This window comes from Psychrobacter faecalis (genome assembly GCF_016107575.1).
GTDB classification, from domain to species: domain Bacteria; phylum Pseudomonadota; class Gammaproteobacteria; order Pseudomonadales; family Moraxellaceae; genus Psychrobacter; species Psychrobacter faecalis.
Window position 1 is genome coordinate 13,952 of the sequence record NZ_JABAST010000010.1, and the last position, 26,293, is coordinate 40,244.

Here is a 26,293-nt window from a genome sequence, read left to right on the forward strand (position 1 = left end):
TTATATCCGAGGCTTATGCCTGAGATTGCATAATAGCGGTTGCTATATTTGTTTAATTGGTTTGCCAGATATGGCATTCGATACTTTGTCTAAATAGCTTGGCATCGTCCTCATACATATATCGGCGGCTGTCATAGTGAAACGGCTGCACGTTATTTTTAAGTATCTCAAGCATCTCATTCGTTTTGTCTTCACAGCCATCATAATTGCTGTGATAGACATCCAACTGCAAGTAAGCCATCTCGCGACCGGTATAGCCCATGATGACATTGGTCGCGTTGGTATTAAGCACGGTATAGACCAGATAAGGCAGTCCTTTCTCAGAGTCGGGTCTGACCAGTGGATAGACCTTATTTTCAAACAGAGCCCTTAGGTTGCTGTATATCACCTCGCTAGCTTTCATTGTTTATCCTTGTTAGCCAATCAGTACCTTATCGATCTCAACTTTCCATTTTTCTTTAAACTTATTCACACCTTCTTCATACTTGCTGTCTACGGCAGGTCGCAGGAAGGGCGCTGCCGCCATCTTGCTAGTGCCATTTTCTATAAAGTACCAATAGAATGCCTTGCCAGATATGTAGATGCCGACAGCGGGCTTTTCGGTATATCTCATTTGCTTGGAGCGTATATTCTTTTTGAGCAGACCTGTTCTCTCTGGGGCGCGGGCCTTTGCTTCTTTTTTGATAGGTTGGATGCCAGCATTAAGGGCTTTCATCATCACCTTTTTTTTGGATGTATCCGCGAGTCTGTCAAACTGACTTTCTAGATCATCCAAGCCTTCTATTCTAAAATCGACGCTCATAATGGAATCCTAGATAATAAAAAGCCCTATCAGATGACAGGGCTTTTTTGAGTAGGTTATCGGTTATTTAGTGGCTGGCTGACTAATCATATCGCGCACTGTATCCAGATTGAGGTTGATTAGATAATGCTGGTGATTAACGAATTAGTAAATGTTTGATAATAAAAAACCCACCGATTGGTGGGTTTTTAGTTAATAAAATACTAATGGGTTTTAATCACAAGCGCCTGCTAGTTTAGCGCCATATTCTGCTTGCTCTTTCGTGTATTTATCACCCGCTGAAGACGACAACTGAGTCACTAAGCCTTCACATGAAAACCCTGTAAATGATAGGTAGTTCTCAGCGGACCTACCTGCTTGCTCATTGTAGTCAATATCCATGCTATCAACCGCAATAGTGGCGTCGTCAATATTGTAACCATCGCCAGCATCAGATGATAACTGGTTGATTAAACCATCTCGCGAAAAACCCTGAAAACTAATATAGTTTTTAGCCGATCTAACGGCATTTTTCTGCTGATTAGTCATACCATTGTCTTCTGCGACCACCTCAGTTTCAGAAATCATGGGCTCAGCGACATCAGCCGATGTCGTCGTTTGTGCCACTGTTTTTTCTGCGTCATCTGAGCCAAAGATAAGCCCAATGATAAACAGCGCAACAACAATAATAATTATCCACTTAATTATCTTTTTCATATCAAACATGCCCATAACAGTAAAATCAATAGACAAGTATATTACGAGTGACAACATTAATCTAGCAATCACAGAAATAAAGTAGAAATATTAGATGCTTTTTAACATTAAGGTTAAATGCTCACGACCGCTTCTAGCATCTGCAAGTGGCTCTCCATTTATCTCATAGCGCTTGCCGTTATATTCCAGTTGCATAGTGCTATCGATGTCCGCACGGTAACGAATGATGCAGCGTGCGATAGTTTGACTATTGGCGGCTTGAGCGGTCAGCACATCTTTGACGCTTAATGGCTCCATAGATGCCCACAATGTCAGATATGTCGTCCATGTTGGCGCCAGTATAGCGCCAGTAGGCGAGCGGCCACTGGTTTGTTTGAGTACAGTGATACGCTGCCGCAATCTACTCGCTTTTGTATTAGCTTGCTGTTGCGCTACGAGTGCTCTCATGATAGCTCCTAAGTAACCACAGGGGTACGATATGGATAGAGTAGGGCAACCACTGGCTGGGGTAGGTAATTACCATTGGTTGGGGCTGTGTTATCCACGTTGCGGTTATCATCGAAGTACCCAACCAACATCAGCGCAGCCACTTTGATATCGTCATGTCCCGTTGCTGGTGTGTCTTTATCGATATAGCGATTGATAGCAGAGTCGGCGGCAGCGATAAACATCGTCAGCGTGGCGTCATTGGCATCGTCGTCATAGCGCAGGTGATGTTTGACTTCCTCAAGTGTTACCCATGCCATCGTCATCCCCTTTTGTGTCGTCGTTCGCTGCTGGTGTTTTAGTAAATGGATTGTCACTAGCGTCACGCTTAGCGATAGCAGCGAGGCTAAAGTTCTGCTGCTGAATCATGGGGCTTTCACCACCAGACACAGCGGTATAGCCGATTTTGGCCCGCGCTTCATTCGGTGATAATATCGAGCCGCCGACCGCTTTGGTTAGATATTCCATTTGACTGGACGAGTCCATTCTTAACAGTCCATCAAGACAAAATTCGGTTTCAACGCCATTTTCTAAATCTAAGTGCTCATTAAGTAGGTTTTCGATACTCTCAAGATAGTGCTGAAGGCAGTCGCTATAGTAGATATCGTTATAGTCGCTGACTTTACCAGAGGGCGGTGTTGCCAATCCGACTTTGAACGCCGGTACACTAAACGCGGTACATATAATCTCACCTGACAGCTTGAGTTGCTCGACCAGCTGTGCGTCTTGTGCGGCGACCGATATCGCTTGGTACGTCACACCATCACTAAGTACGGCGGTGCGCCCTGTGCCAGTGCCAGAGTAATTGGCGTTCCACTTATCACTCATCTCTTTTGATTTTTCTTTGGTTATTGCACCGGGCGTCACTAATATGCCTGACGGCCGTGAGGCATTAGCAAAGAAAGCATGAGCATTGCGCTGAATACTGACGCCTTGGCTCGCTGATAGGGCGCAAGCCGTAATAGGAGACAAGCCGACTAATGGGTGATAAAAGCAGTTAAAGCGGTCATGGATGATCTCAGTAGCTGGGACAATAATATCCTCAGCTAAGTTAAACAATCTATCGCGGCGGACTTGATAAAATACATTGCCATTTGGGTCGACAAGTGGCTTCACGCGCTCAGAGTTTAAGATAAGCAGCTGCCATATATCGCCATATATGTCGCGTACTTTCCACACATAGGTATTGCCGTGTGCCGTTTTTTGTGAGGCCCAGCATTCAAAAAACTGCTGCGTGTTTTGGTAGTGGTTTGGTTTGGCCAATAGCTTATTGGCGCGGCTTTTTGTTTCTTGACTGACGCCTGAGACATTTTTTTTGGTCTTTATTTTGAGCTTGCCAATATCGCGAGTAATGAGTGACATACAGGCAAATACGGCATGATGGCGCATCTGGTCGTTTTTACTGACTTCAATTTCTTCATTTCGTTGCCATGCGCCAGTAAATGGTTCATGTATCGTGTGCCAAACATCGCCATCATTGACAGCCTGGGCGGTGTTTGCTGATTTTTTGCCAGCTATCCAATCAATAAACTTGCCCATAATGTCTACTCGTCGTCGGTTTTGGTGTCGGTTTTGGTGCCTTCATTGGTGAGGGTACCATCGTCAGTTTTATCTTTAGGTTTAGATTTTCGCTTGGGTTTAGCGGGTGGTACCGCTTTTGCAAATCCAGTTACGATCAAAATATTACCTTCAAATTCAGTAACGTTATCGACCATACCTGCTGGGCCGTTGGGGGCGTCTTTGATGTATTCAATATCCATAATTAACCTCGTTTTTTAAGAGTAGATACGGGTAGCGAAGGAATGGCACTACCAATACCTACTCGTAAAAAATCCCAGCGCTATGACTGGGATTTTGGTTAGCTATCATTTTGCATGGTTAGCTATTGTTTACGGGATAACGTTCGTGTAGTTAATATAAGCTGCAGCTGTGACACGGCGTTTTGCCCATGTCATGTGACGCTCAGCACGAATTGCGGTCATGTTTTGCTGCCACAAGTTAACGAGGGTCGATGCCCCCATATCAATGGTCGCTTGGTCACTAAATGCAATCTCAACCGCGCCATCATCAGCCAAATAAAGCTCAGACGGTTTGATAAGTGCAATGACATCAGTGGCTGTCTCAGATTCGATGACTGGTAGACCTTTTAAAGTCTTTTGACCAAATGGTGCATCCATGCCGCGATAATACGGATTGCCAAGCGCATCGCGCAGTTCACTCATGTCACTTGCGCGGGTTTCGCTCATCACATAGTACGCACCGTTTAGAGACAAGTTATTGCTAATAAATGTAGCGCGTAGGGCGGCAAGATCGGCATTATACTCAGCAACGCCAACGCCAGAGTGGTCAATCTTGGTGGCGCCATTTAGCACACCGGCTGGACGCTTATCAGTCTGGGCTGCCGTATCAATAAATGTATTATCAATAAGTGTGGCACATGCTTCGATCATGTCATCGCGGAGCATCTGATCAGTTCCGGGTGATGCTAGTTTAAGCAAGTCATCTGTGCGGACAACGATACCAGCGAGTTTGTGGTGGTCAATTTTGACAGATGTAAATGTTGGGTTCGTAGCTGGTTTTGCTTCGCCTTCGCCCACCCAAGCTGCCACACCGCCAGATGCAAGACCTGGGATTTTTGCGTTAAAAGGCGCTTTACGCATCATGGGCGCCAGTTTGTCGACGATGGTTTGAGCGCGTAGTAGCTCGATAAACTCACCGGCAAGCTGATTCTCAATGATTAAATCGCTGGAGTTGCTGGTATCAAGTACGACCGCCTTTTCTAGCGCGCGGATGACACGCGGGTCCATGCCTTGCGACTTAGCGATATCGATGGGGCTGACATAGTTGCCCTGCTTTTGTTGCAGTACGGCCAAAGCTTTTGCTTTTGTTAGCTGCGCAAAGCCGATGCCTTTTTCGGCGTGATTTGGCTTAACTGTTATGCCTTTATCGGTTTGCGTAGGGTCTTTTGCACCTTCAGCGCTTGCATTCGCTTGCGCGGCGTTTTCACCGCCTGCGGGTGTGGCGTCTTTTTGCGCATCGGCGGCATCTTTGATGATTTCGTCGACGCGGTCGAGATTCTTTTGTAGCTTTGCGATGTCATCATCAATCGCTTGTATCTGCGATTCTTCATCTTCATTAGTACTGCGATCTTCATCGAGTGATTTTTTGAGGATGCCAGTCTTAAGTCCTTTTTTAGACTTAATCGTGGCAAGAATCTGTGCGCGGCGTTGTTCCCAGGTCATAGGGGTTCTCCAATTTTAATTAACGGTATGCTGCCCCGATTTGGGTCAACTAAGGTGATGGTTTTGGGTTTTTGCGCTGCTGGCTCATGATTAGCCAATGGCGCGGTTTTAACGCTTTTAGGTGTGGTTGTATCGGCCATAGATTTTGGCGGCGTATCAATAGGGTTTTGAGCGTCCAAAAAAGCTTGCTTGATATTTTTTACGCTGGTTATCTTTCCATCAGGGTTTGCAGGGATAGTAACGGCTGATAACTCGTACCATTCCCACTCTTTGATGTGTAGGCCGTAGCTGTCATCAAGGTATTGGTACTCAAGCAGGCGAAAGCCAATAGACAAGCCCTTGACCAGCCCAGACTTGATAGACTGCCATGCCTCATCAATGCGATTTTTAAGCGGTCCGTCGTCCTCAATTTTGACGATGGTAGCGGTGATCTCAATGCCATCACTGGTGACCGTAGCGGCGGTGACTTCGCCAATCGGCTCATTGTGCTTGTGCTGCCACAATAACGGCATGGGCAGGGCAAACTGTGCGCCTTCCATATCCATGATGTCGTTGTCACGGTCCTGTTTGGGAGTGGAGGCGATGCCAGTGATGGTGCGTGTGTCGCCATCCTCGCTAATCTCTTTGACTTTTAAGGTGCTGTAGGCTTTGGTCATAGTGAGTCTCGTTATAAAATTTGGGCAAAATAAAACCGCCTAATTTGGCGGTGTATTATAGATTTGGATTATGCTGCGGCTTTGGTAGTGGCAGCGGTGCTCTATAAGTACCGTTGCATTTCTGGGTAAACTCTTTAAGTTTGATTATTGCGCCCTCAAAACTATCGGTTTTTTGCAGAAATATTACGTGCCCAGTAAGTAGATGAGCATAAACACCCATCTCGCCTTTATCTAAATTACGATTGATATTTAAATGTGATAATTGACCGATATTAATAGCGGTGGTGTTTAGTAAAACGACTCTACACATAATCAAATCCTTAAATGAAAAACAGTGCCGGTCCATCAGTATTGGGTGCTTCTGGGTTAAGGCTCATAAGTGCGACTCCATTCAGCATGCCAATGACAGGGTCAATTTTGGCGGTACCAGACTCGGCCTTGCTAATCATCGTGCCACTACCGCGAACCACAGTGCGAGAGTTGCCCACGCACCACGCCATCATATCTTGGTCGGCATGAATGAGGTGTTTACGTGCGATTTTGTTTTCTGAAGTTTTGATATAGCCTGCCATCTTAAAGCCTTGGCTGACTCCGATAAGCTTGTCTTCAGGTATTTCTACAGCCGTCAGCTCTTCAATCAGTGTGCCAATACCGAGCGGGTCAAGCCCGATACTGTCAAGCTTGCCGCTATCATCTATTTGCTTGCATAACTGAGCAACTTGCTCAGACTCATCACCGATGTTTTTTACAATGATAAGGTCGCCGTCTTTCTCGAATCCTTTTAGCATTGGGGCGATAGACATGCGCCGCTCTAAAGCAATTGTATGACACCAAGCGCGGGTCCATACCCACCAAGGCTTAACTTGTACCTTTTGATTGGTGATATTGTCAGTGTATTCGCGTAGCACAGTGGGCAGGCGACCGATGGCAGCAAATCCGAGTAAGTCATCAAGGCCACCGCCATCGATGCCGACAGTGATTACCTCAGAAGCCTCAATCAGCTCATCAAGCGTAAATGGCTTAGGTGCTTTAGCAGCTTCCCAGAACTCAGCAGCTGCCCAACGATTGGCGCGTAGTGAGATACCGATTTGTACGTTTAAATGCTTAGCGGTAAAGTCTTGCAGCTCTTCTTTGCCCTCATCTTCTGCTTTTTTAAATTCACGCTCTAAGAACTTAACACTGACAGACGCCCCAAGATTGGGGTTAGTGATATACCAGTTATCAGGGTCGAGATATAACTCATCGTCGATGTATTTTTGTGGGAACTCATAGAGCAGGCCCAAGAACTGTGGGTCAACGACTTTGCCGTCGCGTACTGCGCGAGCATAGTCTAGTTTTTGCTTAAAGATACCGGCAGGCTGTTCATCGGGCATTGTACTTAGATATACGACGAACCCTTCAGGGCGTGATGCCAATCCGCCAGTTGCTTCACGCAACATTGATGCAGCATTGGCGCGTTTACCAAACAACCAAAGCTCATCGATGAGCACATAACTGAATTTACTGCCACCTAACGTGTCAGATTCAGCTGCATATACCTTTAGGGTGGCGTTGGTACCTAAATGCGTAATAGTACGCGTGTGCGGCGATACGTTGAACATGGCAGCCAGTTCGGGGTCAGCACTGATCATGTCACTTGCTGGGCCATAACTGGCATTGGCAACTTCTTTTGTTGGTGCAATGATAGCTAAGCTTGCACTAAAGCGCTCATTGAGCACTAGCGCGATCATCATAATGCCAGCGGCAAGCGTAGACTTGGTATTCTTTTTACTGATAAGCAAAAAGAACTCAGTAATTAGTCGCTCTTTACTCTCAGTGTTATAAGCGCCAAAAATAGCAGCGATAAACTCACGAGCCCATTCGCGGGTAACATCACCGGCGGGTGGGCTGCCAATCATATCGACTAGTATTAGGCTATCGAATATCTTGAGTGCAATATCAGCCACGTCCTGATTGAGCGGCTTGCAGGGCATTAGAGACTCACCATCGACGATGCGCTTTTCCCAGTCGGGCAAGGCTGTCGACCAGGTTGTTATCATGATGAGCTCTTATTGCGTTGTCTTAGATGTGAGTAAATCCTGCTGATTACCTAACGTCGCAAACCTACCGGTGTTAGTAGCAGTTTTAGCATCTAGCTTGCCTTGCTCTTTTTTACCAATCGGGGCAGGTTTCGGCTCTTCGTATTGGATTGCAATAGTGGCGCAGCTGATGCGGTCTTTCATTGATTTTTTAGAGTCTTTATATACCGTTTGAAAGAAGTGTAGGGCATTGACGAGCTCAACGACTTCAGCGGTTTCGCCTTCAGTAGTTTCACCAGTCTTTAAAAGTTTAATGGCGCGTAATTCAGTGATGCGATCTTGAACCAACTCATCATCATCAAGATTTTTGAGTTGCCGTTTTGCATTAGCTTCGTTTTTAGCTTTATAGCCAGCGGCTGCCATCGCCTCTAATTCATCAAGGCCGTCAGCGACGTTTTGGCAGTACGCTTCCTTTCTTTTAGTTAGTGACATAATGAGAACCTTTCTCAATTAAATGTAATCGGAAAAATGGAAAAATAATTTCAATTTAGGATTTTTTTTGCGCGTGGGAGGGGGAGTGGTGTCCGCTGGGTTTGCCCAGAAATAAAAACACCTCCCCCCGGGTTATTTCCAAGAAAATATCTTAAATTTCTTGGCTTTCTGCATGCGTTTTCGGTTTATGACAAGCAGTGCAGATGGTTTGGAGGTTGCTGTCATCGTCAGTACCACCACGAGCGACGTTGAGAATATGATCTAGCTCAAGCTCACCGCCAACACGACCGCAAACTTGGCAGGTATATTTGTCGCGCTTGAATATCTCATCGCGCTTGCGTCGCCAAGGTCGACCGCCGCGTCCATGACCCCATCTTGATTTAGGTTGATGGGTGTCATTGACTGCTTTGGTACTGATGGTTGCGAGGCGTGGGCGTAGGGTTTTGAGCGCCATGCTTTATTACCTCCAAAAAGAAAGCCCGCTGCGGGGGCAACGGGCTTAACTGGTGATGTTTGTTTACGTCTGCTTTATGATTAGGCAGGAACTTCGAATATGAGAAATATTAGGTCAAACTGTTCCATTAATCAATATGGCTTTTATTCATTGATGAGCTGTTCATCTATCTTACGCCTTACTCTGCGAGCGGTAGAGCGGATATCTTTTATTATAAATTCGATATGTTCTGAGTAATTGTTGCGCGACCAGGTCGCTTTAGATATCCCTGCAAATGCAGCTCTCTCATTACCTGACCAAGCAAAGCCAGTGGCTTCGTTCACTGGGTATTGTAATTCCGCAAGGGCTGTAGCACTAAGTACTGCACTATGCTTATGAGGCTTGTCTTCATAGTTCCATCTGAGACCGTATCTAGCAGCGATGCGCTTCTGAAGGACTGGGTCAAACCCGCTATAGATATAATGATAGCAATCAGACTCTATCTCATGAATGTTTGCATAAGCTTCAGCAGCTGCTCTTAAGTATTCTTGACGCATGCTTTTAGCTCCGCTTTTTGGTGGTCTAAAAGATATGACAGCTGTCCGATTATTGCACCTGGTTGCTGAATGTCTAATATATTGATTTCGTGGTAGACAGTTACCATCTGCCATTTGTCGCCAACAAATACCATATCATCAATGCGTATCTGTGTTAGGTGCGGCGATGATGGCGCTACGTCTCTGAAGTATATAGCTTTGCCGCTAAACTTCTTGAGTAGTGATTCTTTTAATTCATTTACTTGATTAGCAGTTGTTTTTTTGCTCATGATAAATATCCCCCGTTATTTATAGCCAATATATAAGCGTGTGCATAGTTACGTCAAGATGTGCAGGGTTAGGTTTTAAACTATGCACGTCTACAGCCCTTGTTATTACTGGCTTATAAGACTGATGTTCATAGTGTGCATAGTGTGCATAGTTATTTTTACGCACGGGATTAAAAAAATATAGCTGTCATAATATCAGTATATTAAATAAATAATTATTTCCCGCGCGCGCATACGAAAAAACCCTGCACACTATGCACAGGGTTGCTATAAGCTATATGGGGTAAGGGTTGTAGACGTGCATAGTTTGTTTTTATACTATGCACATGGGGTGCACACTATGCACATGGTTGGCTATTTTGGGTCAAGTTTGTGACCGATAGCGTTCTTCATAAGCTTGATTTGCTGCCCAAGCCATACTTGTTGGTTGGCAGCTTCAGCTGTTGGATAGTTGGTTGGCATATTAACAGCAATTACTGTCGCTTGGACGACTCGCATCCCGCCAGGAAGTTGATATCTTAACCGCTCCTTGTGTTCACGTCTACCAATATATGTCATTAATTTGGTTTTAGTGGTACCGCGTTCGCCGCCTTTACGACACCAATGCTGATAGTAATCATATAAATCGTCAGTAAGGGCGCTGCAATAAGGTATTCCAGCCTCACCAGCCACCCAGTCATCATAAAACACTTCCCAGTTTGGTTGGCTTAAACGGATGAGCTGACGTTTGCTACTGGTCATGAGTGCTGGTGTATGTGCTGTCTGGCCTTTTAAATCAGTCATCATGAGCAAAGTGTAGAAAGCGCGTAGCATCTTGTCGTCAGTGTCAGATAATGCTGCCGCGACGTCATTTAAAATGGGTGCGGGAATCTTTTGTTGTGGATAGCAGACAACATGACGTCTATCGTTTTGTTCTAATGACAGTGGCATCATATTGTTTGATAAGAATATCGCATTAACAAAGTTATCTTGCTGCCAACCGCTCATAAACTTTTTACTGATATAGATTGTATTTCCAGTGATGAGCTGCTTAACCATGCCCATCTGTGAATAGCGGTCACTTCCGCTAAATATCTCTTCAAATAATGCATAAAGCTTGTTTGATACCCAATCATTATATTGAGACTCAAGCTGACCTTGACCAAGTGTGACAGCATAATCGCCGTAGATACGTGACATGATGCGGTCAAAGAATAGCGACTTACCTGCACCTTGCACTTCGCCGTGAAAGATAAGAGCCGTATCAAGCTTGGTACCAGGTTGCTGTAATGGAATGGCTAGCCATCTAAGCACCCATTCATAGACTTCTTGTTTGCCTTCGCACAAATGTAATAGCAGGTCAGTGATCGGCTTGCACATCTTGGCAGCGTCTTTGATATCTGTCTCAATAGGCTTTAGTGGTAGGCCATCAAACGTATTGATAGCAATATCTTTTTCATGCTTGGGTGTTTTGGTGCGAGTAGGGTCAAACCAGATGTTATCCGCTTTAATAGTAATACGCGCCTCTGACTTAAGCCAGATCTCATACTCATTAGGGCGTGCTAGTTTGATGGTATCAACGGGCAGACGAACGCGCTCAACGTCATCCCAAACTTCTTTGGTGCCATAGATAAGGAAGTAGCGCTGGAACATCGATTGAGCTTCGACAGCCATCATTACATCAAGGTCTTTTGCAACTTCTGACTTTGCAATCTTACGATGCTTCGTTTCCCACCAACGTGCTGCTAATTTCTTATTACCAATTTCATTAGCAAACTGCGTCTTTGTATACTCAATCTTTTGCTCTGTGTCATAGACTTTATTGGTTACTTTGCCGATATCAGTGATTTGAGCGTAACGCTTGAGCATTGCCGCCAGTCGCATTTCTTGTTCAATATCAGCCGGTACATTGCCGTTATGTTGAGTGGTAGGCGCAGTATTATTAGACTGATCGTCATTGGCCGCTTGCGTCACGATTGACTGATTGGCTAGCGCATGCTTGATTTGACGTGCTACTTCATTAAGTCCAGATGCAGCGGCGAGGTCGTTAAAGTCTGTATGTTGTTTGCCTTGCATTACGCCGCATCCTTATCTAGTAAATCAAAACTTGGTACTACCATCTCACCATTAATAGCGATGGCGGCGTTACGTGCCTCACGAATACCCGTATTGTACTCAATCAAAGGCTTGGGCTCTTTACCCTCTGCAATGGCTTTATCGCGCATCTTAATAGCTGTGGCAGTATCGTCATCGGCGATAATAATAATACGATGATCAGGATATTGAGCGCGTATAGATTGGGCGACCGGTATTAGATTGTTTGCGTTAAATGCCACAATCACAGGCAAGCTATAGCTCATTGCGTCAAACACAGTAGCGCCAGTTGCGTAACCTTCACAGATGAGTATCACGCCGCCGCCAAACATAGCAGGGCTGCCAATCGTAAAGTAAGCGCCGCTTACCAAGCCGCCTTTTAAAAACAACTTTTCGCTGTCAGGTGCAATGGTTTGCACGTTGACCAGTGTTATTTGTTGTTTGTCAGCATTGTGGTAATACATCGGGATGATTAAGTTATCATTAGCGTCTTGGCTCAACCCAATTGCTGAGACGTTTTTGCGTAGTAAGTAAGGGTGATCGTCAGCTGCTGGCTTTGAGTTATCCCAAATGATTTGGGCACGACTGGCAGCATCAATGCGAGCCTGGCGCTTTTCAGCTTTCTCAACGGCTTCACGCTCGACTTGCTGTGATTGCCAGTGTGCGCGTTGCTCATCTGTGACCATGCTAGTCGCATCAATCCCTATTGCGCCTGCAATCAGCTTGTTAGTCTCATAAACATCAAGACCAGTGTATTGCTGTACGAGCATGAAGCCATTGCCAGCGCCGCACTGTGAGCATATCCAAGTCCCTTCACCGCGCTTATCATCACAACGAAATCTATTAGAGCCGCCGCACATAGGACATGACTGATGCTGATGGGCAGCTTTACTGAAGCTAATGCCTGCCGCAGGGAATATGGTCGAGACATAATTACCGACAGCTGCTGCGCGTATGGCGTCAAAGTCTAAAGGGGTGCGTTTATCTGTCATTGTGTCTCTCCATATTGCGTTTGGAACTTTCTGAAATCCCATGAATATGACGAATTAATGCTTGGCAATCTCTTTGAATACGGGCATTTTCGTCAGGTTCGATAATCTTGTCAGCATAAGCGTCAATAGCAGTGCTATTGAGGTCTGCAAACTTTTGACCTAACAAAGCAAGGTCCATCATTTCATCACACTGAGTATCGGGGGCAGGCAGTAAAAACCATCCGGCGCTGCCATGAGCGCAGCAGATAGCATCCATGATTAACGACGACTGGGTATGTTCGAGTACTAGTTCAATCGTTTCAGGCGCAAGCGTGTGGCTGCTACGGTTTGGATTCACTTGTAAAGCAAGCGTGTTGTAGTTAACGCCATAAATATCAGCAATCTTGCCCAGTGTGCCACGTTCTTTTTTGCAAGCGTGGTAGACGGCTTGTTCAAGTGATAATACGCAATGTTCTGCGCGCTGAGCTGATGTAAATATTGTGGTCGACATATTGCCCCCGTTATTGTCGTTCTTTTATTTTTGCTTAAGCGTTAAGCTAGTTGTTGTTGATTACTTGGATCGTTGGCTGGAGCGGGAGTTGGAAATATATCTGGACGTAACTCGTGATATGGGACGCCAGTTGCTTCGCTAATTTTTACAACATACTTAGCAGAGGCTTTACCATCTCTATTTAGCCATTGCCAAACGTTTTGTTGTTTGGTGTTAATTAGGTTTGCAAGCTCAGTTTGACCGCCCGCTGCTTTAACTGCTTTGGCAAGTGCTTGTTTAGGTGTAATAGGTTTAAGATTCATGATGTAAATCCTTTGTTGTTAATTTTATTGTATTTAATCATTTGTTGTTAATACTGTCAAATCTTTTGTTGTTAGCTTTGTAACTTCATTTGTTTTAAATTACTGATAATTATGGAGGCAATAGTTATGGCACTTGGACAGCGAGTTAAAGAGGCAAGAGAGTTTAGAGGTCTCAAACAAGGTGAGCTTGCTGATCTAATCGGTTGGACACAGCAAGCATTATCTACATTAGAAAAAAGAGATAGTAAGAAGAGCTCTTATTCTGCTCAAATAGCGAAAGCACTGGACATTGACATTGATTGGTTGATGAGCGGTATGGGCGAAATGATTAAAAAGGAAAAAGAGAAGGGAGACGGTATAGTTAAAAACCCTATTAAGTACGTTCCAGTTAAAGGTTCAGCTCAGATGGGTGATAATGGATATTGGCTGGAGCTAGATTACATGGGGAATGGTGGGGATGGATACTTAGAAGTAAATAATGCTAGTGATTCAGCGTATGTCATACGTGCCGTAGGTGACAGCATGTTCCCTGCATTGCGTTCAGGCTGGTATATAGTATTTGACCCTAAAAGAGAGCCATGCGCAGGAGAATACGTACATATCGTATTAAGAGATGGGCGCAACATGATAAAAGAATTTGTCAGTTGCCAACATGGCATTATTACTGTCATTTCTGTTAATGGCATGGAGCGTATGTCTTTTAATTGCGAAGATGTGAATGTTTTAAATCCATTCGTAGAGATACAGCCGCCTAGCAGACTACGCGACGAGCTGCACCTATTAGATAATGAATGCACAGGAATATTATAATGACTAGTAGGCCATGGGTAGAATATTGGATTGAGCATTACTTTGCGCATGCTAAGCCAGTCTCAAAAGACAATCCTTTAGCTCATGGTTGGTGTGTCTATATAGAAGTTTATGAGTTTGATTAACTAAACCCCGCTAATTTTATAACGTGTTTTGTTGTTCAATTTTAACTATTTTAAATATAAACAACAAAAGATTTGACATTATTAACAACAAATGATTAATATATACCCGTAATCAACAAAACGGGTATAACGTCATGTCTCAATATCAAACCAACGGAACGGTCCCACCAACGCGCGCTCAACAACAGATTGAGCGCCTACAACTAATCCTAGCTGAACGTAACCAGCAACTCCAAGCCGCTGAGCAGAAACTTACTCAAACCGAAATAACCAACAAATTAGCGCGTAGAAATACACGCTGGTTTATGGCGCTTTGCACCCTATTGATTGTCGCTATGACGATGGGGGGTGTGGCATGAGCACTCAAAACAAGCTAGGCAAGCTAATCACACGCTTTGAAATCGGTTTTGATAACGAAACCAAAGCTGATATTGATGCTTTAAAAGCGAAAATCGACGCTGTGACACTTGCACTGTCAGTTAAAAATGACAGTCACGGCGACCGCTTACTTGCAGCCATGCAAGCTGAAGCAGCTAATGATGCGCCTGTAACGCACTCTCCTTGGGAAAATGATCTTAACCGCGAAACCGTCAACGATGTCGATTATCTAAGCAGTGATTTAGACGAATGCGTCCCACATATCGATGATGTATTAGACCAACCTAATTGGCTATCTGAATCAGTACCACAAATCACCCAAGCTGATATGCAGCTTATCTTTATCAAAAACCTATCCGAAACACTTATCCAGCGCATGCATAGCATGGACCGTTTTAGCGAAGACGACTATGCGATTGGTGGTGATAAATTGATGGCGTGGGACATCGTGATTGGTAAAAATTCCTTTAATGTTAAGCGTCCTAATTTTGCGATTGTCATAGCAACATCAAATATAGAGCATAGTGATAAATCAAGCTTTGGCATAGCCGATCTTACTAGCCGTTTTTCAATGAATCAGTTTATTCATACAGGTCAGTACGTAAAGATATCGGTTTGGCACAACGAAACTTATCGCACCATAACCGAAGCCGAACTGCCAGCCTTCCGTGCGGCGTTGGAGGCTTGCTATGCGTAATATCGCCAATATCAAGCCGAGTACTATCTTAGTATCGCTCATGCACAACGCCAAACTTAGCAACGCTGTCAGCCGTACCGCTTTACGCGATGCCGAAAACCAGTGGTGCAAGCATATTGCCAAGCCAATCGAACTACGCGACCAGCACACTATGCTTGATGTCGCTGAGCAACTGCGCCTAGTAATCGTGCAAGTGTCACAGCGTCGTTGCCGTATCAATCCAATGTACTGGGCGGTATTGGTGCATTTAGAAGCTGACTTACGCAAGGCGTTTGCTCATAACATCAACCTTGAGCCGCTACTTGACGTCGTAGCTGCCAATAGCGAACACAGTGAGGTGGCGTAATGTCTATCAATACCCAAAAACGTAAAGGGCCTTTGCTAATTAATATCAGTGGCGCACCACACATCGGTGTCACTACAGCCTGCGAACGCGTGCAGCGGTGCTTAAATGCGCAAGGCATTATCACTGACGTTATCGTACTTGAGCGCGGTATCGATGTAGTCAACTTTGATGATGACTATTTGCTTGGCAACTATAGCCACTTGGATGTCATCTTGTTTGATAAGCATCGCAATGCTGACTCTGCTGTCAAACGTCGTATGATTCAGCCGCTTTGGGACACTGAGGGCGTCGTACCCGATATCAGCGTCTTACTCAGCTGCACACCTGATAATTATAAGTGTCAAATACGCAATCGTATCGACAAGCGCAAGAAGTTTGAACATCACGGCTATTACCTGGCAATCGATAGGGAGCATTACGGTACGCGCAATCATCATGTCGTCAATATCGATGGTAAAAACGGGCAGTTATACGCAGCCGGTACGATTAAAAGTCTGATATTACGGGAGCTAAAGCGATGAGTAAAACATTATCCCTTAACCGCCGTGCTCATTTATTTGTCAGAGATGACGCACTATTTATCAAGCTGCAAACGCCGCATAACAAAATGCCAGACAAAGCAGATATTTATATCCTTAAAAAATTCAGCATCGACCGCTTAAAAGACATACGTGACTGGGCAGATGCAATGATCCAAGCAAGTGAGAGTAGTAATGTCAAAAAAGATTAAAAGAATCACGTTTGCAGCAAATAATTATGGCCTGAGTTGGCTAGAAGTAGACACAAGCTGCTGGGAAATTGTAGACGCATGCAGTGCTGGTCGTCACCTGGTTGGTCGGGCATGTCGCTTGGCTGACCGTGGGATGAAAATAGAATATCGCTACGGTATCGGCTATAAGCGTATCGAAGCGAATGTTGAGAAGATGGGGTAAGTAATGGCTGATGATGCTGATCGCGCAAACGACTATGTTGATTTAACACTGGCTCACTGTCTAAGTCGCGCACCAAAATTTGATAAACCGTCACTGACAGAATGTTTGGAATGTGGCGAAGATATACCGGCTAGACGCCAAGCCGTGGGCGGGGTAACGCTCTGTGTAGACTGCCAAAGCGTATTTGAGAGAAGGGGACGGTGATGCTAACCAATAATGAGCAATTATTAGTAATTACCGGCATGGCTATCTTGCTTGGCATGTTGGTAGTCGCCATGATTTGGTTGTTGTCGATTGAGATGAATAAAGGGGAATGACTGTGAGTAATACAAAAGAACGCCCAATAATCTTGACCACGCAAGAAGTTAACGCAGTGCTAGCAGGTAATAAGACGCAGCATAGAGTGCCTGTATTAACCGCGAAGGAGATTGACGAAGGTTTTGAATGGGATTTTAGTGCAGAGGGTGATAGCGCTGTCTGTATAAAAGAAATAGATGACGAACGGCAAGAGGTTTTGCTTAAACCTTGTCCTTTTGGAGCTATCGGTGATCGATTGTGGGTGCAGGAGCCAACACATACAGCTAATAGTTGGGACTGGTTTTATGATGCGACGCACTCGTTAGTTAAATGCAAAGACCCTTATACGCCAAGTGATTTGTACTTACCATGGGATGATGATCATCAAGAATATACTGGACCTATTGACGCTGAACACATGCCATATTGGGCAAGCCGTCTAATCTTGGAAATAACCGATATTAGCATTGAGCGTGTGCAAGACATAACGCTTGGCGATTCACTAAAAGAGGCGCGCGATGGGTTGATGGATTTTGCTGCTGACTACTGGATGGTAAAGCATGGCGAGGCTGCATGGTTTACAAACCCTTGGGTATGGGTGATTGAGTTTAAAGTAATAGATGGGGTGACAGATGACTAATATTCCGCAAATTATTGACCAGCTTATTGAAGTAATACAAAATGGAGGCGGGTTGATTGACTGGGTACAGGCTGAGCGCTTTGAGCAAATCACTGGTATCAAGCAATCATCGTTACGCGGCAAACATGAGATGTGGCCAGAAGGTATTGTCTGGGCTAAGTTTGATGACGGTCGCCTCTATTATAGTATTGCGGGGTATAACAATTGGGCAAGTCAGCAAGCAGCAAATCGCTGCCCACAGGCGTCACCGACAGAAATGGCACCATCCGTATCTGGTGGATGTGGCACAAAAAGAGACACTGGCAAACGCTTGAAAAGCTCCCCGCGACAGAACGTGGCTACACCGCCGCGTCTGTTATCAGAAATCGCTTAGCTGAACATGCCAAATGGGGCACACTTACTGACGATATCATCAATGAATTGTGCGGTAATGATGATGCCCCAAAAACCACTCCTACCTTTTTAGACTATGCCAGGCTTTATCTAAAGCAAGCAGACGTCAGCAAAGCCACCTTGCGCGAATACGCAAAATCTCTTGATAGATACTGGATACCGCCCTGGTACCAACGTGAAATCCATACCATTACCGCAAAAGAGGTCCGCACATTGATAGCGGACATTATTTGGTCTAGTGAAAAGACACGTAATAATAACCTAATCCCCTTACGCGGCGTTTTTGGCATTGCATTAGATGATAGCGTCATACATACCAACCCAGTCGATAAAATAAAGAACACTAAGCATCAAACACTACCGCCTGACCCGTTTAGCCGCGATGAAATGGAGCGCCTGCTTACCTGGTTGCATGACAAACATGGTAAAGATGAAGCTGTATATTGGTTATATTTTGAATTGGCGTTTTGGACAGGTATGCGCACGGGTGAGCTGCTCGCGCTGACTTGGGATGATATCGATTGGGACGCGGGACTGATTAAAGTAAGCAAAGTCATGAGTGATGGGGAGCTGGTTAATCGCACCAAGACGGCTGAATATCGTGATGTCTTCTTTAATGCGCGCAGTGAAGATGCGCTGAAGCGATTAAAACGTATCAAATCACCAGTCAGTGATCGGCTGTTTATGTCGCCGCGATTCATTAATAGTGCTTGGCAAACAGATAAGACGCCAAGACGAGCGCTTACCGCCGCGATGAAAGCGACTGGCATACGACATCGAGCTACTTACACGACACGACATACTTTTATAACAAACTGTTTAACAGATGGATTGAATATTTACTTTGTGGCCAAACAAACGGGCCATAGCGTGAGAACGCTTGAGACTAGATATGCGCGCTGGATCGACGTGTCGAAAGCACGTAGTGAGATTGCTAAATTAGATACGGGGAGTAGGTGAGAATCTGTGCCAAATTTGTGCCAAAAAAATAACTCAACGACCTAAGCCGTTGAGTTATATAGTATTTCTTGGTCGGAACGGCAGGATTTGAACCTGCGACCACTACACCCCCAGTGTAGTGCGCTACCAGACTGCGCTACGCCCCGAATGACTGACTATTTTACGCAAAATTATGCATATTGCAAGGGCTATTTATTTTAGCCAAAATCTACAATGGCATTTTACTTATCACAGTCAGTTGCATACATAGTTATTCAACCTTAACCTAGTAATTCTTTTAGGATTTGGTTGACTTGTTGCGGGTTAGCACTGCCGCGGCTGGCTTTCATCACTTGCCCAACCAAACCGTTAAAGGCTTTTTCTTTACCGCCGCGATACTCATCGACCATCGCTTGGTTTTTGGCAATAACGTCTTCAACGATGGCTTTAATTGCGCCCGTATCGGTTTCTTGCTTAAGCCCTTTTTCTTCGATGATTTTATCAGCAGCGTCATCAGCATCGCCGCCTTCGCGCTCATAAAGCGCACTAAAGACTTTCTTCGCTAATTTACCCGATAAAGTGTCATCTTTGATACGTGCCAGCATGCCAGCCAATTGCTTGGCGCTGATAGGCGAGTCGGCGATGTCTTTATCATCTTTGTTAAGGGCACCGAGTAGATCACCCATGACCCAGTTAGCCGCCATTTTGGCGTCTTGTTGTCCGACCTCAGCGACGACATTTTCAAAATAATCGGCGAGCGGACGGCTACCGGTCAAGATACGAGCGTCGTATTCTGATAGTCCAAGCGCTTCTTCAAAGCGTGCACGGCGAGCAACAGGTAGTTCAGGCATCGCAGCCTTGATGGCATCGACCGTATGCTGCTCGATACGTACGGGCAGTAAGTCAGGGTCAGGGAAGTAGCGATAGTCGTTGGCGTCTTCTTTGGTACGCATGGTACGGGTTTCATCGCGCTCAGGGTCGTATAGCATCGTCGCTTGGATGACTTTACCGCCGTCCTCGATGATGTCGATTTGACGCTCGATTTCACGATTGATGGCGCGTTCGATAAAGCGGAATGAGTTGAGGTTTTTCAACTCCGTACGTGTTCCCAAATCTGCGCCCGGTTTACGCACAGAGACGTTACAGTCGCAGCGGAATGAGCCTTCTGCCATAATCGCATCTGAGATACCAAGCCATGTGACCAGCTGGTGAATGGCTTTGATATAAGCAATCGCTTCGGCAGCTGAGCGCATATCAGGCTCAGAGACGATTTCGATAAGTGGCGTACCTGCGCGGTTAAGGTCAACGCCTGTCATACCATCGACGGCATCGTGTACGGATTTACCCGCATCTTCTTCTAGGTGCGCGCGGGTGATACCCATACGTTTTGGGTATTCGTTTTTCTCGCCTTCATTGACCACCACATCGATGTAACCTTTGCCAACGATAGGATTGGCCATTTGGGTGATTTGATAGCCTTTTGGCAAATCTGGATAGAAGTAGTTTTTGCGGTCAAAGGTATTAAATAACCCCAGCTCAGCATTGACACCGATACCAAACTTTAAGGCACGATCGACCACGCCCGTATTCAATACAGGCAATACGCCAGGCAGCCCTAAATCAACGATACTGGCTTGGGTATTTGGCTCATGACCAAAGTCAGTCGGCGCGCTGGAAAATATTTTACTTTCAGTATTAAGTTGGCAATGGATCTCAATCCCGATGACCACTTCATAGCCATCAACGAACAGCTCTTTGCGGACGATTTCTTGCTGAGCGGCATTATCAGTAGTAGTTGCTGTGTTCATTATACCGTCTCCTTCGCGATGGTAGAGTGTTGTAAATGGTGGCCGGTATGCTGCTGAAATAAATGCGCGGTAGAGAGCAGTTTGCTTTCTTGCCAGTACTGACCAATCAATTGCAGCCCAATTGGTAAGCCGTTTGAGGTTAAACCAACCGGCTGACTAAGGGCAGGTAAACCCGCTAAGTTAACACCGATGGTATATACGTCACCCAAATACATGGTTGCAGGATCAAGGTCTTCAGCAAGTTTATAAGCTGCTGTTGGCGCGGTAGGACTGGCGATGACATCACAATTGTTAAAGGCGTCTTCAAAATCTTGCACGATAAGGCGGCGTACTTTTTGAGCTTTAGTGTAATAGGCATCAAAGTAACCCGCGGATAGCGCATAAGTACCGGTCAAAATACGACGTTGTACTTCAGGGCCAAAGCCTTCTGAGCGTGAGCGCGTATATAAGTCAAGCAGGTCAGTTGGATTCTCACAGCGATAGCCAAAACGCACGCCATCGAAACGCGATAAGTTCGATGATGCTTCAGCAGGGGCGAGCATATAATAAGTCGCAAGGGTAATTTCAGGGTCAGTGATGTTGACTTCTACAATCTTCGCACCAAGCGCTTCGTATTGCTTTAGCGCTGCCCGTACGGCTTGCTCGACTTCGGTATCTAGACCTTTGGTAAAGTACTCTTTTGCCACGCCAATACGTAAGCCTTCTAATGGCTTGGCGGTGTCGCCAGCAGTTGTGACTGCATTGTTTAAGTCTTGCACGTAATCTGGTATATCATGCTTGATAGAAGTGGCGTCGCGCGGGTCATGACCAATCATCGGTTGTAGCAGATACGCACAGTCCATAGCACTGCGGCCCATGCTACCCGCTTGGTCAAGGCTTGACGCATAAGCAATCATACCAAAGCGCGAGATACGACCATAAGTTGGTTTGATACCGGTTAAACCACAAAATGAAGCAGGCTGACGGATAGAACCACCAGTATCGCTGGCAGTAGCAACCGGAACAAACCCTGCGGCAACGGCAGCGGCACTACCACCTGATGAGCCACCTGGGACGCGCTCAAGATTCCAAGGATTGTGTACCGCGCCATAATGCGAGCTCTCATTATCCGAGCCCATCGCAAACTCATCCATATTGAGCTTACCAAGGCTAATCATGCCGGCTTTATTGATATTGGTGACGACAGTGGCATCATAAGGTGACACAAAGTTATGCAGCATTTTTGAGCCACAAGTCGTTAAGACACCTTGGGTACAAAAGATATCTTTATGCGCCATCGGCACACCAAGCAGGGGACGCTTGTCACCTTGGGCACGCATCTCATCAGCGGCTTGTGCTTGCGCGCGCGCGGTTTCGGAGGTGTGGGTGATAAAGCTGTTGATCTTACTGTCGAGCGCGTCGATACGCTTGATATAGTGCTCAGTTAATTCTGCACTGCTAAATTGCTTGTCTTGCAAGCCCGTAATCAGCTGCTGGGTACTTAAAAGGTGAAGTTCAGACATAAGGTGTCGTCCGTCAAAATGTGAATAACATTAAATAAAGTGAAATACGGTAAAAATTATTGGGGCAATTATTCAATCACTTGTGGCACAAGGTATAAACCTGCTTCTACGGCAGGCGCGACCGATTGATTGCGCTCGCGATTGATATCGTGTTTGGCGACATCGGCGCGCAAATCTTGGCAAACTTCATGAATGTTTGATAAAGGTTTGATACCAGTGGTGTCGACACTGCCAAGCGTTTGCATCAATTTTAATACGTCGCTGATGTCGTCGGCGTAGCTGCTGGCGGTGTCTTCATCAACACCGAGGCGTGCAAGGCGGGCAACTTCTAAGATTTCTTTGCGGCTGACATTGCTTTCAGCGGCGAGGGTTTGCTGTGACATAGTTTCTCCAGTGAAGGATAGTTTTTATTAGAGTAGGGATAAAAATAGGTAATGACTAATAACTGAATAAAGTAATAATGTTTAAAATACACGCAAATAAACAATCTACCTGAGTATTTTATAAAGAGTGCCTTTATTATAAAGCATCTCACCGAAGATTACAGAGCAGGGCATCGATTGCTGCTGTATCTTTACTAACTTTGTTCAAATAAAGAGCATTACAAAATTGACCCAATAGTTATGGATTGATTGTCAATTGCTCAGCATTGCGTTCAGAAATACGTTACAGTATGCAGCCACTGCTCAGCGAAACGTTAAGTAAATGCCTTTAAATGCTTTAGCAAGACCCGCCGCAGCAATAATACTTGGTGATCGCGCCTTGTTAGTGTTTGAATTAAATGATGTTTCATTAAATGCCATGCTCTGCTCTGTCATTTCAAACTTTGTAACATCTTTTCGCGTTTAATGGCAAAATCCTAGCGTACTGATGCAAATTTCTGTGTTTTTTTTGAGCTAAATCGGTATAATTTAGCTCAGTTTTTTCATTTCATCATTATTGCTTCGGTTTGACTTGCTGCGATGATAAACTCGCGCCATCGGTCACGTCTTACGACGACCTGCTCAACACTGACGAGTAACCCTCAGTCAATTTCGTTCGCCTCATTCGCCTCATTTGTAATACGCTGGATATATTAGCCATGAACCCGTTTGGATTTTTATCAAATAATATCGCAATCGACCTCGGTACTGCGAACACCCTTATCTTTATTCCTGGTAAAGGGGTGGTGCTCGACGAGCCTACAGTGGTCGCGCTACGTAGTAATCGTACCCAAAACCCTACCGTCGCCGCCGTTGGTATTGATGCCAAACAGATGCTAGGTCGTACGCCTGCCAACATCACGGCTATTCGCCCATTAAAAGATGGCGTGATTGCAGACTTTGAAGTGACACAAAAAATGCTCAAGCATTTTATCACTAAAGTAAAAGCCAAGCGTTTTATGGCACAGCCCAACGTGGTGGTTTGTGTGCCATGCAAATCGACGTTGGTTGAGCGTAAAGCGATTCGTGAAGCGGTTTCGTCGGCTGGCGCGAGCAAAGTATTGTTGCTAGAAGAACCTATGGCCGCCGCAATCGGTGCGGGTATGCCCGTGCATGAAGCCAGTGGTTCAATGGTCGTTGATATCGGTGGTGGCACGACTGAGATTGCTGTTATCGCGCTGTCAGGCTGCGTCTATGCCGAGTCGATTCGTATCGGCGGCGATATGTTTGATGAAGCGATTATTACTCATGTGCGCCGTACGCATGGCTGCGTGATTGGTGAAACCACCGCTGAGCGTATCAAGCAAGAGGTGGGTTCGGCATTAAATGAAGACAGCCAGTTAGAAGTTGAAGTTCGCGGTCGCAGCATGGCAGAAGGCGTACCAAAGACCTTTACGGTCAATTCAGAAGAAGTACAAAAAGCCCTCAGCGACCCATTAAGCGGTATCGTCAGCGCGGTAAAAGCAGCACTTGAACAGACGCCACCTGAGTTGTCATCAGACATCGCTGAGCGTGGTATTGTCTTAACTGGCGGCGGCGCATTGCTGCGTGATTTAGACAAGCTTATCTCTAAAGAAACCGGTCTGCCTGTGACGGTCGCTGAAGAGCCATTGACTTGTGTCAGCCGTGGCGGCGGTATTGCGCTTGATTTTATCAACAACAAAAGCCTAAATATGATTTTTGTTTAAATTGTGAATATTAAAGCGCTATAAAAATTGTTTGATTCTATTTGTTTTTTCCTATTAAAGGTAGCCAATAAGGTTGCCTTTAATGACATTTAGCCATACCAAAATGCAATAGAAGTACGATAAGTCACGCGTGGTTATTAACGTATCGACATTATTTTGAACTGACGCTATATGCTGATATTTGCTGCTGTTATGGCGAGTCGCAACTATTGCTCACATTAAAACCTCTAGATTAGACCAATTATGATTCCAAGTATTTTTGCTCGTCAGCCGCTCGCGCTTCGTAAGACTGCTATCGTATTGATAGTGGCGCTGGTATTGATGTGGTTTGATAGCAAAAATCCAGAATGGTTTAAGCCGATGCGCTCGACTACCCATGCCGCCATGCAGCCTATTTATGAGCTGTCGTTATTACCGAGTTATGCAAAACACTGGTCGAGCGGTAGCTTGCAGTCGAAAGAGGCGCTACGCCGCGAAAACATGCAGCTAAAGTCGCAACTCATCCATGCCCAAGCCAAGCTGCAGCAGCAGGATTATATCTTGGCACAAAACGCGCGCTTGCAAGGTATCTTATCGACCACACGCCCTGAGCAATTTGATTTAAATCTCGCGCAAGTGATCGGCACTGATACCAATCTTCTCAGACAAATCGTGGTGCTCAATAAAGGCGAACAAGATGGCGTGCAAGTCGGTCAAACGGTCATCGATGAAGTGGGTATTTTAGGTCAGATTATTAATGTCTATCCTAATACCAGTCGCTTATTGCTAATTACCGATGAGCAGCAATCGGTTGCTGTGACCGTCAAACGCACCGGACAGCGCGCTATCGTCACGGGCGAGGGCATACCGACCTCATTACGTCTCAACTACGTCTTTAAGACCTCAGATGTGCGCGTCGGTGATGAGCTGGTGTCTTCAGGCTTGGGCGGACGTATTCCGGCGGGCTATCGCGTTGGTCGTATCGCCCATGTCGAAGACACGCAAGAGGATAACTTTAGAAGTATTGAAGTTACGCCGGCAGCAAATTTTATTGATAACGCTTATGTGTTGGTGCTGCAAGATAAACTGGTTAATAGAAGAAATGCCGGTATTAAAGAAAACTAAGGGCTTGTCAGCTTACTCATAAGCCCGCATTGCGTGTCCTCATTGATACCCTAGACATTTGCACAGACATTTATATAGACGTCTAGATAGACAGATAAGATAAATAGTATTCAGAATTGTTTGGTCAACTAGCGCTGCTACTTTTTTCAATATTAACTGAACGATTAAATAGCTGCTAAACTCTCGCTAAAGGTAAGTATTCATGGCATACGCGGATTTTGATGATGCAACTGGGGTACTCCCAGCCTTGATTATACTGAGTTTTATTATTGCCTCATCGCTGAGCGTCTATCCTTTAAGCCCAAGTATGGCTGCACTGCGTCCGATGGTGATGGTGATGGTGCTGATTTTTTGGTTACTGTTTCAGCCGCGCTACGTCGGGATTTTTAGCGCCTTTGCTATTGGCATTATCGCCGATTTATTAATGGATACCCACCTAGGTCAGCAAGCCTTCGCCGCCGTTATGGTCGCCATGGTCATAAAAATTACCAGTATCTATATCAGACAGCTTAATACCATTAGCGCTTGGCTTATTGCAAGCCTAGGATTGGTTGTTTTCCAAGTCAGCTTATGGATATTGCAGCTGTTTATCCAAAATACCTTTGTTGCCCAATCTGCTCTATCGTTATTCATGAGTATCATCAGCTGGCCATTGGTGCTATTGGCCTTACGGAGATTTGCCCGCTAGCTTTTTTGCTTACTCG

The 26,293-nt window shown here is 45.3% G+C and carries 37 protein-coding genes and 1 tRNA gene; 15 read left to right on the forward strand and 23 right to left on the reverse strand.

The features are described 5' to 3' along the window. Positions 1-52 precede the first annotated feature (52 nt). From JFC07_RS04760 to JFC07_RS04850, 19 genes are all read right to left on the reverse strand, one after another. Positions 53-403, reverse strand: a complete 351-nt coding sequence (locus tag JFC07_RS04760; protein WP_198328390.1) for a hypothetical protein — start codon at positions 401-403, stop codon at positions 53-55. A 12-nt stretch (positions 404-415) separates the two neighbouring features. Beyond that, positions 416-802, reverse strand: a complete 387-nt coding sequence (locus JFC07_RS04765) for an HK97-gp10 family putative phage morphogenesis protein (RefSeq protein WP_198328392.1) — start codon at positions 800-802, stop codon at positions 416-418. A 213-nt stretch (positions 803-1,015) separates the two neighbouring features. Continuing rightward, positions 1,016-1,498 (reverse strand): Ltp family lipoprotein, encoded by a 483-nt coding sequence (locus tag JFC07_RS04770; protein WP_198328394.1) that lies wholly within the window; start codon positions 1,496-1,498, stop codon positions 1,016-1,018. A 90-nt stretch (positions 1,499-1,588) separates the two neighbouring features. Continuing rightward, positions 1,589-1,945 carry a phage head closure protein gene (locus JFC07_RS04775; protein ID WP_198328395.1) on the reverse strand — a complete coding sequence of 119 codons (357 nt, stop codon included), beginning with the start codon at positions 1,943-1,945 and terminating at the stop codon, positions 1,589-1,591. A gap of 8 nt (positions 1,946-1,953) precedes the next feature. Next, positions 1,954-2,244 carry a head-tail connector protein gene (locus JFC07_RS04780; RefSeq protein ID WP_198328398.1) on the reverse strand — a complete coding sequence of 97 codons (291 nt, stop codon included), beginning with the start codon at positions 2,242-2,244 and terminating at the stop codon, positions 1,954-1,956. Continuing rightward, positions 2,225-3,523 (reverse strand): phage portal protein, encoded by a 1,299-nt coding sequence (locus JFC07_RS04785; RefSeq protein WP_198328400.1) that lies wholly within the window; start codon positions 3,521-3,523, stop codon positions 2,225-2,227. The genes JFC07_RS04780 and JFC07_RS04785 overlap by 20 nt, the downstream gene beginning before the upstream one ends. A gap of 5 nt (positions 3,524-3,528) precedes the next feature. Next, positions 3,529-3,744: a hypothetical protein gene (locus JFC07_RS04790; RefSeq protein WP_198328402.1), complete on the reverse strand. Its 216-nt coding sequence runs from the start codon at positions 3,742-3,744 to the stop codon at positions 3,529-3,531. Positions 3,745-3,873: 129 nt separating this feature from the next. Next, positions 3,874-5,226 (reverse strand): phage major capsid protein, encoded by a 1,353-nt coding sequence (locus JFC07_RS04795; RefSeq protein ID WP_198328404.1) that lies wholly within the window; start codon positions 5,224-5,226, stop codon positions 3,874-3,876. Beyond that, positions 5,223-5,882 carry an HK97 family phage prohead protease gene (locus JFC07_RS04800; RefSeq protein WP_198328405.1) on the reverse strand — a complete coding sequence of 220 codons (660 nt, stop codon included), beginning with the start codon at positions 5,880-5,882 and terminating at the stop codon, positions 5,223-5,225. The genes JFC07_RS04795 and JFC07_RS04800 overlap by 4 nt, the downstream gene beginning before the upstream one ends. 55 nt (positions 5,883-5,937) lie before the next feature. Beyond that, a complete protein-coding gene (locus JFC07_RS04805) occupies positions 5,938-6,192 on the reverse strand; it encodes a hypothetical protein (protein ID WP_198328407.1) in 255 nt (84 codons plus the stop codon). Positions 6,193-6,202: 10 nt separating this feature from the next. After that, positions 6,203-7,921: a terminase large subunit gene (locus JFC07_RS04810; protein WP_198328409.1), complete on the reverse strand. Its 1,719-nt coding sequence runs from the start codon at positions 7,919-7,921 to the stop codon at positions 6,203-6,205. A gap of 9 nt (positions 7,922-7,930) precedes the next feature. After that, positions 7,931-8,392: a hypothetical protein gene (locus tag JFC07_RS04815; RefSeq protein ID WP_198328411.1), complete on the reverse strand. Its 462-nt coding sequence runs from the start codon at positions 8,390-8,392 to the stop codon at positions 7,931-7,933. Between the two features lie 151 nt (positions 8,393-8,543). Further along, positions 8,544-8,846, reverse strand: coding sequence for an HNH endonuclease (locus JFC07_RS04820; RefSeq protein ID WP_198328413.1), 303 nt, complete (start codon positions 8,844-8,846; stop codon positions 8,544-8,546). Positions 8,847-8,989: 143 nt separating this feature from the next. Then, a complete protein-coding gene (locus JFC07_RS04825; protein ID WP_198328415.1) occupies positions 8,990-9,382 on the reverse strand; it encodes a hypothetical protein in 393 nt (130 codons plus the stop codon). Next, positions 9,364-9,651, reverse strand: coding sequence for a hypothetical protein (locus JFC07_RS04830; RefSeq protein ID WP_198328417.1), 288 nt, complete (start codon positions 9,649-9,651; stop codon positions 9,364-9,366). Before JFC07_RS04830 ends, JFC07_RS04825 begins: the two co-directional genes overlap by 19 nt. Before the next feature lie 354 nt (positions 9,652-10,005). Then, on the reverse strand, positions 10,006-11,706 hold the full coding sequence (locus JFC07_RS04835) for a primase-helicase family protein (protein WP_198328419.1): 1,701 nt from the start codon (positions 11,704-11,706) through the stop codon (positions 10,006-10,008). Continuing rightward, on the reverse strand, positions 11,706-12,716 hold the full coding sequence (locus tag JFC07_RS04840; RefSeq protein WP_198328421.1) for a primase-helicase zinc-binding domain-containing protein: 1,011 nt from the start codon (positions 12,714-12,716) through the stop codon (positions 11,706-11,708). Before JFC07_RS04840 ends, JFC07_RS04835 begins: the two co-directional genes overlap by 1 nt. Then, entirely contained in the window at positions 12,706-13,206 is a 501-nt protein-coding gene (locus tag JFC07_RS04845; protein ID WP_198328423.1) for a phage regulatory CII family protein, read from the reverse strand. Before JFC07_RS04845 ends, JFC07_RS04840 begins: the two co-directional genes overlap by 11 nt. A 41-nt stretch (positions 13,207-13,247) precedes the next feature. Then, positions 13,248-13,508: a transcriptional regulator gene (locus JFC07_RS04850; protein ID WP_198328424.1), complete on the reverse strand. Its 261-nt coding sequence runs from the start codon at positions 13,506-13,508 to the stop codon at positions 13,248-13,250. A gap of 126 nt (positions 13,509-13,634) precedes the next feature. On the opposite strand from JFC07_RS04850, the gene JFC07_RS04855 reads away from it, so the two are divergent. From JFC07_RS04855 to JFC07_RS04905, 12 genes are all read left to right on the forward strand, one after another. Beyond that, positions 13,635-14,318, forward strand: a complete 684-nt coding sequence (locus JFC07_RS04855) for an XRE family transcriptional regulator (RefSeq protein WP_198328426.1) — start codon at positions 13,635-13,637, stop codon at positions 14,316-14,318. After that, complete coding sequence (locus tag JFC07_RS13255; protein ID WP_265090558.1) at positions 14,318-14,443, forward strand: hypothetical protein; 126 nt, start codon at positions 14,318-14,320, stop codon at positions 14,441-14,443. Before JFC07_RS04855 ends, JFC07_RS13255 begins: the two co-directional genes overlap by 1 nt. Before the next feature lie 134 nt (positions 14,444-14,577). Then, positions 14,578-14,802 carry a hypothetical protein gene (locus tag JFC07_RS04860; RefSeq protein WP_198328428.1) on the forward strand — a complete coding sequence of 75 codons (225 nt, stop codon included), beginning with the start codon at positions 14,578-14,580 and terminating at the stop codon, positions 14,800-14,802. Continuing rightward, positions 14,799-15,518: a hypothetical protein gene (locus JFC07_RS04865; RefSeq protein ID WP_198328429.1), complete on the forward strand. Its 720-nt coding sequence runs from the start codon at positions 14,799-14,801 to the stop codon at positions 15,516-15,518. Before JFC07_RS04860 ends, JFC07_RS04865 begins: the two co-directional genes overlap by 4 nt. Beyond that, positions 15,511-15,864: a hypothetical protein gene (locus JFC07_RS04870; protein ID WP_198328431.1), complete on the forward strand. Its 354-nt coding sequence runs from the start codon at positions 15,511-15,513 to the stop codon at positions 15,862-15,864. The genes JFC07_RS04865 and JFC07_RS04870 overlap by 8 nt, the downstream gene beginning before the upstream one ends. After that, positions 15,864-16,385, forward strand: a complete 522-nt coding sequence (locus tag JFC07_RS04875; RefSeq protein ID WP_198328433.1) for a hypothetical protein — start codon at positions 15,864-15,866, stop codon at positions 16,383-16,385. Before JFC07_RS04870 ends, JFC07_RS04875 begins: the two co-directional genes overlap by 1 nt. Beyond that, complete coding sequence (locus tag JFC07_RS04880; protein ID WP_093071442.1) at positions 16,382-16,594, forward strand: hypothetical protein; 213 nt, start codon at positions 16,382-16,384, stop codon at positions 16,592-16,594. Before JFC07_RS04875 ends, JFC07_RS04880 begins: the two co-directional genes overlap by 4 nt. Next, a complete protein-coding gene (locus JFC07_RS04885; protein ID WP_198328435.1) occupies positions 16,578-16,796 on the forward strand; it encodes a hypothetical protein in 219 nt (72 codons plus the stop codon). Before JFC07_RS04880 ends, JFC07_RS04885 begins: the two co-directional genes overlap by 17 nt. A 3-nt stretch (positions 16,797-16,799) precedes the next feature. Further along, a complete protein-coding gene (locus JFC07_RS04890) occupies positions 16,800-17,000 on the forward strand; it encodes a TraR/DksA C4-type zinc finger protein (RefSeq protein ID WP_198328436.1) in 201 nt (66 codons plus the stop codon). A 115-nt stretch (positions 17,001-17,115) separates the two neighbouring features. Next, complete coding sequence (locus tag JFC07_RS04895) at positions 17,116-17,733, forward strand: hypothetical protein (RefSeq protein WP_198328438.1); 618 nt, start codon at positions 17,116-17,118, stop codon at positions 17,731-17,733. Continuing rightward, entirely contained in the window at positions 17,726-18,106 is a 381-nt protein-coding gene (locus tag JFC07_RS04900; RefSeq protein WP_198328446.1) for a hypothetical protein, read from the forward strand. Before JFC07_RS04895 ends, JFC07_RS04900 begins: the two co-directional genes overlap by 8 nt. Then, entirely contained in the window at positions 18,013-19,086 is a 1,074-nt protein-coding gene (locus JFC07_RS04905) for a tyrosine-type recombinase/integrase (protein WP_198328447.1), read from the forward strand. Before JFC07_RS04900 ends, JFC07_RS04905 begins: the two co-directional genes overlap by 94 nt. 69 nt (positions 19,087-19,155) lie before the next feature. Here the strand turns inward: JFC07_RS04905 and JFC07_RS04910 are convergent. The 4 genes from JFC07_RS04910 to gatC form a co-directional block, all read right to left on the reverse strand. Then, positions 19,156-19,232 (reverse strand) — tRNA-Pro (locus JFC07_RS04910). 114 nt (positions 19,233-19,346) lie between these two features. Continuing rightward, on the reverse strand, positions 19,347-20,873 hold the full coding sequence (gene gatB / locus JFC07_RS04915) for an Asp-tRNA(Asn)/Glu-tRNA(Gln) amidotransferase subunit GatB (protein WP_198328449.1): 1,527 nt from the start codon (positions 20,871-20,873) through the stop codon (positions 19,347-19,349). Next, on the reverse strand, positions 20,873-22,375 hold the full coding sequence (gene gatA / locus JFC07_RS04920) for an Asp-tRNA(Asn)/Glu-tRNA(Gln) amidotransferase subunit GatA (RefSeq protein ID WP_198328451.1): 1,503 nt from the start codon (positions 22,373-22,375) through the stop codon (positions 20,873-20,875). The genes gatB and gatA overlap by 1 nt, the downstream gene beginning before the upstream one ends. A 68-nt stretch (positions 22,376-22,443) precedes the next feature. After that, on the reverse strand, positions 22,444-22,758 hold the full coding sequence (gatC, locus tag JFC07_RS04925) for an Asp-tRNA(Asn)/Glu-tRNA(Gln) amidotransferase subunit GatC (RefSeq protein ID WP_198328453.1): 315 nt from the start codon (positions 22,756-22,758) through the stop codon (positions 22,444-22,446). Between the two features lie 689 nt (positions 22,759-23,447). On the opposite strand from gatC, the gene JFC07_RS04930 reads away from it, so the two are divergent. The 3 genes from JFC07_RS04930 to mreD all read left to right on the forward strand — a co-directional run bounded on the left by JFC07_RS04930 (position 23,448) and on the right by mreD (position 26,277). Continuing rightward, positions 23,448-24,485 carry a rod shape-determining protein gene (locus JFC07_RS04930; protein WP_414706782.1) on the forward strand — a complete coding sequence of 346 codons (1,038 nt, stop codon included), beginning with the start codon at positions 23,448-23,450 and terminating at the stop codon, positions 24,483-24,485. 243 nt (positions 24,486-24,728) lie between these two features. After that, entirely contained in the window at positions 24,729-25,589 is an 861-nt protein-coding gene (gene mreC / locus JFC07_RS04935; protein ID WP_198328454.1) for a rod shape-determining protein MreC, read from the forward strand. A gap of 202 nt (positions 25,590-25,791) precedes the next feature. After that, positions 25,792-26,277, forward strand: coding sequence for a rod shape-determining protein MreD (gene mreD / locus JFC07_RS04940; protein ID WP_144297881.1), 486 nt, complete (start codon positions 25,792-25,794; stop codon positions 26,275-26,277). Positions 26,278-26,293: the final 16 nt, after the last annotated feature.